The organism is Azotobacter tropicalis, assembly GCF_059739045.1.
Map to the genome: position 1 here is coordinate 2739024 of NZ_AP046059.1, position 12071 is coordinate 2751094.

A 12071-nucleotide genomic window follows, 5' to 3' on the forward strand; every position below is an offset into this window, starting at 1 on the left:
CGATGATGCGCGACATGGACCACGCCGGGGACGACCGCACGGTGATCCTCGACCGCCGGGGCGAGGCCCCGGCGCACAGCCCGCTGACCGACTTCGCCGCGCCGCCGCGCTACGAGGAGCTGGAAGAGCGGATGATCTACGCCGCCCGCCTGCGTCCGGCGGAGCCTTTCAACCCCGGCCTCAATCCGCTGGCCGGCGCCGCCGCCGAGCTGCTCGCCGAGACGGTGCGCCTGCGCCACGCCGAACAGGCCGAGGACCTGCACGCGCTCAACCGGCGCCTCGGCGACGAACTCAAGCTGTTCGAGCAGCGCGCCCTGGAGGCCGGCGTCGAGAACAGCGCGGTGATGGCCGCCCGCTACGTGCTCTGCACCCTGCTCGACGAGGCGGTGGTGAGCACACCCTGGGGCGACGAAAGCGAGTGGTCGCAGATGAGCCTGCTGAGCCGCTTCCACAACGAGACCTTCGGCGGCGAGAAAGTCTTCCGCCTGCTCGAGCGCCTCGGCCGCAACCCGGTCAAGCACCTGGCGCTGCTCGAACTGATCTACCTGTGCCTGGCGCTCGGCTTCGAGGGCCAGTACCGCGTGCTGCCGCGCGGCATGCTCGAACTGGAGGCGATCCGCGACGCCCTGTACCGGCAGATCCGCCAGCTGCGCGGCGACGTGCCGCGGGACATCTCGCCGCACTGGCAGGGCCTGGAGGACGGTCGCCGGCGTCTGGTGCGCCTCGTCCCCGGCTGGCTGCTGGCGCTGTCCACCCTGCTCTGCCTGACGCTGCTCTACGGCGGCTTCGCCTGGGTGCTCGGCGAGCAGCGCGAACGCGTGCTGCAGCCGTTCCAGGCATTCGCGGGGGAGCAGAAGCCATGAGGAAGCTCTTCGCCACGCTCGTCGCCGGTCTCCGCCGCACCTGGGTGTGGAGTCTCTGCCTGCTGCTGCTCGCGGCCCTTCTCGTCTGGCACGCCGGCCCGCTACTGGCCGTCGCCGACTACAAGGTCTGGGCGTCGCCGACCAGCCGGCTGTCGAGCATCGCCCTGCTCTGCCTGGCCTGGGGGCTGTCGCTGGTCTTCGCCGGCTGGCGCGCCCGCCGCCGCCAACTGGCCGCGGAGGCCGACGACGAGGCCCGCGAGCGCCTGCGCCGCGAGGGGCTGATCGGCGAGGAACAGGCCGCCCTGCAGCAGAATTTCCACGACGCCCTGCGTACCCTCAGGGGCGCCGGACTGCCCTGGTACCTGCTGCTCGGCCCCCAGGGCAGCGGCAAAACCAGCCTCCTGGATTTCTCCGGGCTGGAGTTCCCGCTCAACCGCGGCGACGTCGGGCGCCTGACCCACGAGATCGCCGGCACCCGCCACGCCCAGTGGTACTTCGGCGAGCGCGCCGTACTGATCGACAGCCCCGGCCGCTACCTGACCCAGCCCGAGCCATCGGTCGACGGCGCGGCCTGGCACGCCCTGCTCGAACTGCTGCGCCGGCGCCGTGCCCGTCCGCTCGACGGCGTGCTGGTCAATGTTCCCCTGGCCTGGCTGGGCGAGGCCAGCGAGACCGAACTGGAAAGCCTGGCCCGGCAGATCCGCCAGCGCCTGCACGAGCTGCACCGCCGCCTGGGCGTCGAGCTGCCGGTCTACCTGGTGCTCGGCAAAGCCGACCGGCTGCCCGGCTTCGACGAGTGCTTCGATGCGCTGTCGCGCGAGGAGAGCGAGCAGGTGTTCGGTGCCAGCTTCCGCCGCGAGCAGGACGGCACCGCCGCCGCGGTGGTGCGCGGGGAGTTCGAGGCGCTGCTGCGCCGGCTCAACGACCAGCTGATCGCCCGCCTGCATCAAGAGCGCGACAGCCGCCGGCGCGGGCGCATCCTCGACTTCCCCCGCCGGCTCGGCCGGCTCGGCGAGCGCCTGTGCCTGTTCGTCGAGCTGGCCTTCGCCGGCAACCGCTACCAGCGCGCCAGCCGGCTGCGCGGCTTCTACCTGACCAGCGCGCCGCACCTCGACCTGCAGCTCGACCCGCTGACCGCCGGCATCGGCCGCCAACTGGGCCTGTCCGGCAACCTGCCGAGCCTGCGCCACGGCCGTGCGCGCTTCATCCGCCGGCTGCTGGAGCGGGTGATCTTCGCCGAAGCCGGACTGGCCGGGCTCGACCCGCGCCGGCAGAGGCGCCTCGATTGGGGCCAGCGCGGCCTCTACGCCGGCGCCCTCGCCTGCCTGGCGCTGGTCGGCGCCTTCTGGGCCAACGGTTTTGCCGCCAACCACCAGCGCCTCGAACAGCTGCGCGCCGGCGCCGAACGCCTCGAACGCGCACGCCAGACGCTCGGCGCCCGCGACGAGGCCCGCGAGAGCCTGGCGGCGCTGGATGCCAGCCATGCCGCGACCCGGGTGTTCCCGCCGGCCGGCGAGCTGGCCTGGCTGCAGCGCGGCGGCCTGTACCAGGGCGGCGCGGTCGCGCCGATCCTGCAGCGTGCCTACCGCCGTCAGTTGGAGGAGCTGCTGCTGCCGCGCGTCGCCCACCAGCTGGAGGCGCAGATCCGCGCCGGCCTCGGCGACCGCGAGCGCCTGCTGGGCAGCCTGCGCGCCTACCTGATGCTGAATCTGGAGGAGCGCCGCGACGCTGACTACCTCAAGGACTGGCTGGCCGCCGACTGGTCGCAACGCCATCCGGGCGATGCCAGCGCCCAGCGCGGCCTGAACGAGCACCTCGCCCGCCTGCTCGCCGAACCCTTCGCCGCCTACCCGCTCGATCAGCGCCTGCTCGCCCAGGCCCGCGAGGCGCTGCGCCGCGAGTCGCTGGCGGCGGTGGTCTACCGCATGCTCGGCGAACAGGCACGCCGCCTGCCCGACTACCGCCTGGCCGCGAAGCTCGGCCCGCAGGGCGCGCTGATCCGCGGTGCCGACCAGCCGATCCCCGGCTTCTACACGCAAAGCGGCTACCGGCAGTTCTTCGTCGCCCAGGGCGCCGGGCTGGTGCGCGGCCTGCTGCGCGACAACTGGGTGCTCGGCGAGAGCGAGGAGCTGAGCGGCAAGGACTTCGAGCGCCTGCTGACCGAGCTGGAGCAGCTGTATCTGCGCGACTACGCCAACCACTGGGGCGAGATCCTGGCACGGCTGTCGCTGGAGCCCTTCGACGACCTGGCGCAGGGCGCCGGGCAGCTGGCCGGGCTGGGCGCGGCCAGCTCGCCGCTGCTCGCCCTGCTCCAGGAGGTGCGCGACAACACCCGCCTGGACGGTCCTGCGCCGCTCGCCGAGGCACTGGAGAAGATCCCGGCAGTGCCCGGCAAGACCGCCGCGGAGCTGGCGCCGCACCCTGCGGACAGCGCGCGCCAGACTCTGGAGCGGCGCTTCGAGCCCCTGCACCGGCTGCTCGACGACGCCGGCAGCGCCGCGCCCGAGCTGGCCGCCACCCTGCAGGCGCTGGACGCCCTGCAACTGCAGCTGGCCGGCCTGGTCCAGGCCGGTGCGCCCGAGCAGGCCGCCTTCGAACAGGCCAGGGCGCGCCTGGGCGGCCGGCGCGACGCCATCGACCGGCTGCAGGACGGTGCCGCGCGTCTGCCGCAACCGCTCGGCAATGCGCTGGCGCTGCTCGCCGGAGACGCCTGGCGGCTGATCCTCGCCGGCGCCCACCAGCACCTCGAGCAGCGCTACCGCAGCGAGCTGTACGCCGTCTACCGCGACTCGCTGCGCGAGCGCTACCCGTTCGACGCGGCCAGCGAGAGCGAGGTGGCGCTGGCCGACTTCCGCGCCTTCTTCAAGGTCCGCGGCGTCGCCGACAGCTTCTTCGAGCGCTATCTGGAGCCTTTCCTCAGCGGCAGTCCCGGCCAGTACCGCCTGCGCCAGGTCGACGGCCGCGGCCTGCCGCTGTCCGCCGAGTTCCTCGCCCAGCTGGGCCGGCTGCGCGGCATCCAGCGCAGCTTCTTCGCCGAGAACCCCGAGGAGCCCACGGTGCCGTTCCGCCTGGAACCCTACGCGCTGGATGCGAGCCTGGGCCGCGCCGAATTCCGCCTCGGCGACCGCCAGCTGGAATACCGCCACGGCCCCATCGTACCGGAAGTCTTCCGCTGGCCGGTGGAAGCCGGCGACGGACGCGCCAGCCTGGTGGTCGAGGAACTCGGCGGGCGGCGCGTGGGCATCGAGCGCAGCGGCGGCCCCTGGGCGCTGTTCCGCCTGCTCGAGCTGCTGGAGGTCGACCACCACCAGGGCCGCGACGTGCTGCTGCTCAAGGCCGACCTGGAGGGCCGCCAGGCGCGCTACCTGCTGCACAGCCAGCGCTCGCCGAACCCCTTCGATCTCGCCCTGCTGCGCGACTTCCAGCTGCCGGCGGCGCTGTGATGACGGCGCTCGCATCCCCCTGGCGCAGCGCCGCCCGCAGCGAGACCGGCAAGGTCCGCGCCTGCAACGAGGATGCCGTGCTGGAACGGCCCGGCGCCGGCCTGTGGGCGGTCGCCGACGGCATGGGCGGGCACGCCGGCGGCGCCCTGGCCAGCCGGCTGATCGTCGACCGCCTGACCGGCCTGGCCCTGGAAGGCGGCCTGCCGACGCGCCTGGCGCAGGTCCGCCAGTGCCTGCAGCAGGCCAACCGCCAGCTGTTCCAGGCGGCGACCCATGCCGGCGGACCGACCGGCAGCACCCTGGTCGCCCTGCTGGCCGCCGGCCCGCGCGCCGTCTGCCTGTGGGCCGGCGACAGCCGCTGCTACCTGTGGCGCGGCGGCCGCCTCTACCAGCTGTCGCGGGACCATTCCCTCGAACGGCAGCTGATCGACCGCCAGGGTCTGCGCCCGCAGCAGGCGGCCCGCCATCCGGATGCCCAGGCGCTTACCCGTGCGGTCGGCGCCAGCGAGCGTTTGGTGCTGGACAGCCTGGAGCTGGAGACGCTGCCCGGCGACCGCTTCCTGCTCTGCAGCGACGGCCTGCATCGCAGCCTGAAGCCTGTGGATCTCGGCACCGCCCTCGATTTGCCCCTCGCCACGCTGGCCATCGAGCGCCTGTTCGCGCAGGTGCTGGCCGGGCCGGCGCGGGACAACCTCAGCGCCGTGGTGATCCGCCGATGAGCCTGCCGCCCTCCTTCGCTGTCCGCCCGGCCTGCGGCGAACTGCCCGCGCTGGTCGCCGGCCGCTACCGCATCGAGCGGCTGCTCGGCGTCGGCGGCATGGGCGCGGTATATCGCGCCCGCGACCTGCTGCGCGAGCAGTTCGGCGATCCGGAACCCGTGGTGGCGCTGAAGACCCTCGCCGCGGACTTCGCCGAGCATCCCGACGCCGACGCCCTGCTCCACGCCGAGTTCGCCCTGACCAGCCGGCTGCATCACCCGCATGTGGTGCGCGCCCACGCCTTCGACCTCGACCCGGCCAGCGGGCGCGCCTTCTTCACCCTGGAACTGCTGCGCGGTCCCTGCCTCGACCGGTTGCTCGACGAGCGCCCCGAGGGCCTGCCCTGGGCCGAGCTGGGCGAAATCGCCGTGGCGCTGGCCGGAGCCGTGGCGCATTCCCACCGCCGCGGCGTGCTGCACGGCGACCTCAAGCCGGGCAACGCGATCCTCGCCGAGGACGGCCTGCGCCTGATCGACTACGGCCTCGGCCAGCCGCTGCCCGGCGCGCTGCCCGGCCTGCCGCGCCTCGACCGCGAGCGCTTCGCCGCCTGGACGCCGTGCTACGCCGCCCCGGAGCTGCTCGACGGCGCGCCGCTCAGTGCCGCCGCGGACGTCTTCGCCCTCGCCTGCCTGCTCTACGAGCTCGCCGCCGGCCGCCATCCCTTCGCCCGTCTCGATGCCCGCCAGGCCCGCGAGCAGGGGCTGGACCGCCGGCTCGTCTGTCCGCCAAGACTGCCGCCGCACTGCTGGCCGGCCCTGCGTACCGCCCTGGCCTTCGACCCGGCCAAGCGGCGCATCGACGCCGCCGCCCTGCAGGCCGCCTTCCGCACGCCCGCCTCCGGCCGCCTGCGCCGCTGGCTGCGCCTCGGCCACCGATAAGGAAACCGCCATGTTCGCCCCGGCCAACCAACCCCGTTTCATCCTGACCATCGACGGCCTCGACCACGACTTGCAGGTGCTCGAATTCAGCGCCCGCGAGGCCATCGGCCAGCCCTACCGCGTCGACCTCGAACTGATCGGCGAACGCCCCGACCTCGACCTGGAAAGCCTGCTGCACCGCCCGGCCTTCCTCGCCTTCGCCCCGCACGGCGGCGGACTCCACGGCCTGGTCCACGCCGCCGCCCAGGGCGAGTCCGGCCGCCGCCTGACCCGCTACCGCCTGAGCCTGGTGCCGCGCCTCGCCTACCTCGCCCAGCGGATCAACCAGCGCATCTTCCAGCAGCTTTCCGTGCCGCAGATCCTCGCCCGGCTGCTGGCGGAGCACGGCATCCTCGACGGCGACGCCTGCGCTTTCCGGCTCGGCGCCCAGTACCCGGCGCGCGACTACTGCGTGCAGTACGACGAATCCGACCTGCACTTCCTGCAGCGCCTGTGCGAGGAGGAAGGCATCCACTACCACTTCGAACACCGTCCGGACGGTCATCTGCTGGTGTTCGGCGACGACCAGACCGCCTTTCCGACGCTCGCCCCGACCGCCTATCGGCAGGACAGCGGACTGGTCGCCGATGCGCCGGCGATCAAGCGCTTCGGCGTCCGCCTGGAAACCCGCCCCTCGCGGGTGACCCGCCGCGATTACGACTTCGAACAGCCGCGCCTGCGTCTGGAAAGCGCCTTTTCCAGCGAACTCCAGCCAGACCTGGAAGACTACGACTACCCCGGCCGCTTCACCGACCGCACGCGCGGCAAGCAGCTGTCCCGCCGCGCCCTGGAACGCCACCGCTGTGACTACCGGCTCGCCGAGGGCCAAAGCGACCAGCCCCTGCTGGCCAGCGGGCACTTCCTCGAGCTGAGCGGTCATCCCCGCGCCGACTGGAACCGGCTCTGGCTGCTCGACGCGATCCACCATGAGGGCAAGCAGCCGCAGGTGCTGGAGGAATCCGTCAGCTACGACACCGATGCCGAGGGCGGCTTCCAGCAGGGCTACCGCAACCGCTTCACCGCCACCCCCTGGGACGCGCCGTACCGCCCGCCGCTGCGCCATCCCAAGCCGCGCATCCTCGGCAGCCAGACCGCGGTGGTCACCGGACCGGCCGGCGAAGAAATCCATTGCGATCAATACGGCCGGGTCAAGGTGCAGTTCCACTGGGACCGCGAGGGCCAGGCCGACGACGCCACCAGCTGCTGGCTGCGGGTGTCGTCGAGCTGGGCCGGCGACCACTACGGTGGCATCGCCATCCCGCGCGTCGGCATGGAGGTGCTGGTGACCTTCCTCGAGGGCGACCCGGACCAGCCGCTGATCGCCGGCTGCCTCTATCACGCCGAGCACCCAACGCCCTACGAACTGCCGGCGCACAAGACCCGCAGCCTGTTCAAGACTCTCAGCAGTCCCGGCGGCGAGGGCTACAACGAGCTGCGCATCGAGGACCGCAAGGGCGCCGAGCAGATCTACATCCATGCCCAGCGCGACTGGGACCAGCACATCGAGCACGACCAGAAGATCCGCGTCGGGAACGAGCGCCACGACACCGTCGAGGCCAGCCGCTACACCGAGCTGAAGGCCGAGGAACACCTGACCGTGCATGGCGAGCGCCGCATCGAGCTCAAGGCCGACGACCACCTCTGCATCCACCGGGACCAGCACCTCAAGCTCGGCAACGGCCAGTTCGTCGAGGCCGGCCAGGAAATCCACCTCAAGGCCGGCACGAAGATCGTCCTCGAAGCCGGCAGCGAACTGACCCTGCAGGCCGGCGGCAGCTTCATCAGGCTCGACGCCGGCGGCATCACCCTGGTCGGCCCGCTGGTGAGGATCAACTCGGGCGGCAGCCCTGGCCGCGGCGCGGGCATCGCCCTCGAGCTGCCGCTGACGCCCGGCGCGGCGGACCGGGATCGGGCGGGCAGTCCGCTCGACAGTGCGCTGGCCAACCCGCCCGCCAGCGACCCGGCGAAAGGCCCGCGCATGCTGAACTTCTCCGGCTGAATGCCGATACGGAAAACCCTGCCAAGCAAGGACTGCCATGAGCGACACCCCCGCAATCGGCAACTGGAGCCTGCCCTTCCCCGGCGACGCCAGTGCCTTCGACTACCTCGCCGCCCTGGCCGACGCCGGCAGCGGCAGCTACCCCATGGGCCGCAACGGCCTGTGGCACGGCGGCATCCACTTCGACGGCCATACCGCCGCGCACCTGGACCAGTCCGGCGTGCGCTGCATCGCCGACGGCGAGGTGATCGCCTACCGCATCGACGCGCGCTATCCGCACAGCGAATACGGAGCCGGCGACGGCGGCACGCCGGCGCCCTTCTCCACCGGCTTCGTGCTGGTCAGGCACCGCCTGCAGGCGCCCGCCATCGGCGAAGACAGGCCGCCGGCGCTGACCCTCTACAGCCTCTACATGCACCTCAAGGACTGGGAAGGCTATCGGGCGGAGGGCGCGGCCGCCCCGCCGCCCTTCCTTGGCGAGCCCCTCTACCGGATCAAGGCGGACAAGGCCTGCGACCCCATCCGCGGCCTGCGCGTGCGCGCCGGGCGCAAGGGCACGGCGGAGCATGCGACCGTTCTGGCCCTGCTGCCCAAGGGCTGCCAGGTGCGGCTCGGCGAGGCCGACCGCGAGCGGCCGCAATGGCGCAAGCTGATCGCCCTTCTCGAAGGACGCGCCCTGCCCGACCTGCCGGCAGGCCGCGAGGGCTGGGTGTTCGGCGGCGAACTGCAGGGCACCGACGATCCCGATGTGTTCCTGGTCGGCGAACGGGCCAACGACATCGAAACCGGCCTCGCCCCCGGCAAGGGCCTGAACCTGCGCCGCGACGGCAGCGGCGAGCGCGACGACCCGATCGTCGCCGTGCTGCCCGCAGGCGCGGTGTTCACCCTCGGCGCGGGCAGCGGTGCCTATCGTCCGCTCGGGACCGTCGTCGAGGGCGGCGACGGCCTGTGCAACCTGCACGGCCATGTGCATTTCGCCTCGCTGGAGCCGGCCGGAACCAGCACGCCCACGCTCGATCGCGTGCAGGTGCTGGAGCGCCCCTGGCCGATCAAAGCCGGCGAGCCGATCGGCCACCTCGGCCTCTATCGGGATCACGACGGCAGCGCCCAGCCCCGGCTGCACCTGGAAGTGTTCAGCTGCGACGACGTGCCGGCCTTCGTCCACCGAAGCCGCGCCTGGGCCGCCCGCCTGCCGGACACGGAAAAGACCCTGCTCAAGGTACACAAGGGCGCCAGCAAGCTGATCCCCCACCGTGCCGGCATCGACGCCGACCATCCGCCCAGGCCTAGCGACGAGGGCGTGACGGTCGGCGTCGACCTGATCCTGCCGCAACGCCTGCTGGACAGCCTGCCGGCCGAACGCAGGATTCGTGTCGACAGCGCCGCGGCGGGCTCGGTCAGCCACTGGTGGTGCCTCGACAACCTGCTGGCCGACACGGACGGCAAGCCCATCGACGGCTGGCTGGCCGAGCAGGAGCTGATCACCACCCGCCACAGCCCCTGGGAGTGGGAAGGCTTCGACTTCATCGAGGAAACCGGCCGCCCCCTCGGCGAACTGGCCCACCGGCTCGACGCCGACGGCCGCCTGAGCGACGAGGAAAAACCGAACTACCAGGCGCAGATCGACCTGGCCGACCAGGGCCCGATCAGGAGCCGCCTCCACGACCTGATCGACCGTGACGGCGACGGCAAACTCGCCCCCCACGAAATCGCCACCGCCCTGCGCAAACCCTGGATCGCCCAATCCCTCGCGCAACTGATCATCCGCCATGAAAGCGAGTGGTTCTGGAATCCGGGGAAGTGGGACGAACTCGATCCGTTGATGGAGCACTCGCCGAAAACGCGCAACCCGAACTGGGAAAGCGAGAAGCGGCGGATCGAGAAGCTGGCGTGGTGGAGTGAGCTGGCGGGGAGGTATGGGATTGGGGCGGACGGAGTGGGGTGGAATTTTCATCCAATTGCCGTCATATCCTCAACTACTGTCGATATAAGAGAAGCGAGAATTCGTGCCTTTCTGCGGATGATCCGAGTAGGAGAAGGAACTGTAGGAAACCGTGGCTATGAAAAACTTTTTGGTGGTAGCTCATTTATCAAAGACCATGGGAAGACCTTTGATGATCACCCTCAAATAAAAATAAAGAAAAGTGGCTATAACTCCTCGGCCGCAGGGGCATATCAGGTAATGGGGTATACTTGGGCAGATAATAAAATGATAAATGTAAGAAGAAAATTAGAAATCAAAGATTTCACACCAGAATCCCAAGATAAATTTTGTGTCGCCCTTTTGAAATATAAAGTTAGAGGCAAGACGCTTGATGCAATAATTAATGACAATACTAAAGAGGCAATTGAAAACAGTAGCTGGGAGTGGGCAAGCTTGCCACCGGGACGCTATGGACAACCTATCGAGAGCATGTCGCAAGCTCTATCTAACTACGAGAGTTTTTTTAAAGAAGAGCTTTTAGGGCGTTCTGACCTCCATTTAAAGTCGGGCTTTTTGAGAGAATTCATTGACAGATGAAAGAATGTAATATAAAGACACTAACACCCCATGTACTGCTAACTTTGGCAATATATGGTTGTGCCAACGTAGTTGTGGCCTTAGAGGCCATATCAAGCGGGGCAATGGCAGAAAAAACTACCGAGGTACCTCCGCTCTCTGTGTTCACGGGAAGATGGTCGCCTGATTGCGAAAAAGTTGGCGGAATAAATATATATCACGAAAGCCTCATATTGATTGAGGTTAACTCAAATCAGATATATATAAAATCGCATGGTGAGCAAAGTCAAAAAATATTATCAATTTTTCTTGACGAGCCTGATGATCTTGGAAGGGGAGGAATGATGCTGCCTTGGGATGAATTTTCGAATGAAAAACCTATCGCCAATATGGCCCTAAGCTCCAAAAATCACGTACAAGTTGATTGGCATGGCTTCTACAACAAGAAAACCAATGTCTATGAGTGGATTACAGAGCCAGATTTTGCAGGAGATAATTTATCAACCACATTTAACAAGTGCGAATAGAGAAGTGGCGTAACTACTAAGTGTGGCTTCTCAGCTAAATGTGCTGCATTCGGAATTTGTAGTCGATCGGCCAATAAAATTGGTGCCCTGAGCAGTTTCACTCAGGGCAATAAGGTAAACTAAAATCCGTATTCAATCACATCAATAAGGCAGACCAATTTTCGAAAGTAAGTTGCATATGCAGAAACATCTGATCTTAAATTTTCTTTATTTGCCACAAGAAAATCCTTAACAGCAGAAATATCGATATTTTGATCATCTTGAAACGGAATAATCAGCGGGGCTTTTTCTGCTGTGGTACCTGCAATGATTTCTATGGTTGTCTTACCTTTGAATTGATTCTCAAATTGCTTTCTGTATTGCCCAATGCGGTAGTCTTTTCTTTCGGTCTTGCTGAGGATGGCCTCAATTTCTGAAAACTCTGAAGTTCTGAGTTCATCCAGAGATTTAATTCCTACTGCTCTTAGATATTTGTATCCAGGGATATACTTATTTGGCCTCTTTAAGAATGTTGGGTAAACCTCTCTCAGTAGTTCGGCTGCATCATATTTGCTTTTATCATTTATTATGTCTGAGAATACATCATCGATTGTAACGCCTTTATATCCTTGTTTGGATAGCCCCTCTTGCTCTTTGGCAACTCCAACCCCAACAACAAACTCTACGTCATCTTTATTGTCAATTTGATCAATATTTAAAACTGCAAGCTTTGTTTCTGGGTTGTTTGATTTTACGAGATCATACATTTGCTCTTTACAGTAGCGCAGTATACGAGCTGGAATTTTTCTTTTTGTACTCTCAATGGCCTCGTAAACATCTAGAAAATTAGATGTTCGTATGACTGTTATGTTTAGACGAGTTTCCCCGATTGCAATAAGTGAGCCTTGAAAGGAGTCCACCATATCTCATTGAAGTCTCGCGCCATCTCGCTTGCAGCTTTCGGTAGGTCCTGATTATGTTGAGATGAATAGTAGCCAAACTCCTTTATTGCTTTACAGAACCTTTTTAATAGTTCATCCCATTGTTCAAGCCCAATATATCTACGTGAGAACCCTGATCCAATA

Annotated in this window: 8 protein-coding genes; 7 read left to right on the plus strand and 1 reads right to left on the minus strand. The window is 66.5% G+C overall.

The window, feature by feature from the left end; translation table 11 throughout:
• The first annotated feature begins 2 nt into the window (after positions 1-2).
• The 7 genes from icmH to Atro_RS13120 all read left to right on the plus strand — a co-directional run bounded on the left by icmH (position 3) and on the right by Atro_RS13120 (position 11007).
• Positions 3-863, plus strand: a complete 861-nt coding sequence (gene icmH, locus Atro_RS13090) for a type IVB secretion system protein IcmH/DotU (protein WP_497922887.1) — start codon at positions 3-5, stop codon at positions 861-863.
• Positions 860-4306, plus strand: a complete 3447-nt coding sequence (gene tssM / locus Atro_RS13095; RefSeq protein WP_497922889.1) for a type VI secretion system membrane subunit TssM — start codon at positions 860-862, stop codon at positions 4304-4306. The genes icmH and tssM overlap by 4 nt, the downstream gene beginning before the upstream one ends.
• Positions 4306-5025, plus strand: coding sequence for a PP2C family protein-serine/threonine phosphatase (locus Atro_RS13100; RefSeq protein ID WP_497922890.1), 720 nt, complete (start codon positions 4306-4308; stop codon positions 5023-5025). The genes tssM and Atro_RS13100 overlap by 1 nt, the downstream gene beginning before the upstream one ends.
• Positions 5022-5942: a serine/threonine-protein kinase gene (locus Atro_RS13105; RefSeq protein ID WP_497922892.1), complete on the plus strand. Its 921-nt coding sequence runs from the start codon at positions 5022-5024 to the stop codon at positions 5940-5942. The genes Atro_RS13100 and Atro_RS13105 overlap by 4 nt, the downstream gene beginning before the upstream one ends.
• 10 nt (positions 5943-5952) lie before the next feature.
• Entirely contained in the window at positions 5953-7980 is a 2028-nt protein-coding gene (locus tag Atro_RS13110) for a type VI secretion system Vgr family protein (protein WP_497922894.1), read from the plus strand.
• A 145-nt stretch (positions 7981-8125) separates the two neighbouring features.
• Positions 8126-10501, plus strand: a complete 2376-nt coding sequence (locus Atro_RS13115) for a hypothetical protein (protein ID WP_497922896.1) — start codon at positions 8126-8128, stop codon at positions 10499-10501.
• Complete coding sequence (locus tag Atro_RS13120) at positions 10498-11007, plus strand: hypothetical protein (RefSeq protein WP_497922898.1); 510 nt, start codon at positions 10498-10500, stop codon at positions 11005-11007. The genes Atro_RS13115 and Atro_RS13120 overlap by 4 nt, the downstream gene beginning before the upstream one ends.
• Positions 11008-11126: 119 nt before the next feature.
• Here Atro_RS13120 and Atro_RS13125 read toward each other — a convergent pair whose 3' ends face one another.
• Entirely contained in the window at positions 11127-11906 is a 780-nt protein-coding gene (locus Atro_RS13125) for a hypothetical protein (protein ID WP_497922900.1), read from the minus strand.
• Between the last annotated feature and the right edge of the window lie 165 nt (positions 11907-12071).

Bases quoted from the DNA above. Each gene is read 5' to 3' on its own strand.
- icmH (WP_497922887.1), top strand. From the start codon at position 3: ATGATGCGCGACATGGACCACGCCGGGGACGACCGCACGGTGATCCTC.
- tssM (WP_497922889.1), top strand. From the start codon at position 860: ATGAGGAAGCTCTTCGCCACGCTCGTCGCCGGTCTCCGCCGCACCTGG.
- Atro_RS13100 (WP_497922890.1), top strand. From the start codon at position 4,306: ATGACGGCGCTCGCATCCCCCTGGCGCAGCGCCGCCCGCAGCGAGACC.
- Atro_RS13105 (WP_497922892.1), top strand. From the start codon at position 5,022: ATGAGCCTGCCGCCCTCCTTCGCTGTCCGCCCGGCCTGCGGCGAACTG.
- Atro_RS13110 (WP_497922894.1), top strand. From the start codon at position 5,953: ATGTTCGCCCCGGCCAACCAACCCCGTTTCATCCTGACCATCGACGGC.
- Atro_RS13115 (WP_497922896.1), top strand. From the start codon at position 8,126: ATGGGCCGCAACGGCCTGTGGCACGGCGGCATCCACTTCGACGGCCAT.
- Atro_RS13120 (WP_497922898.1), top strand. From the start codon at position 10,498: ATGAAAGAATGTAATATAAAGACACTAACACCCCATGTACTGCTAACT.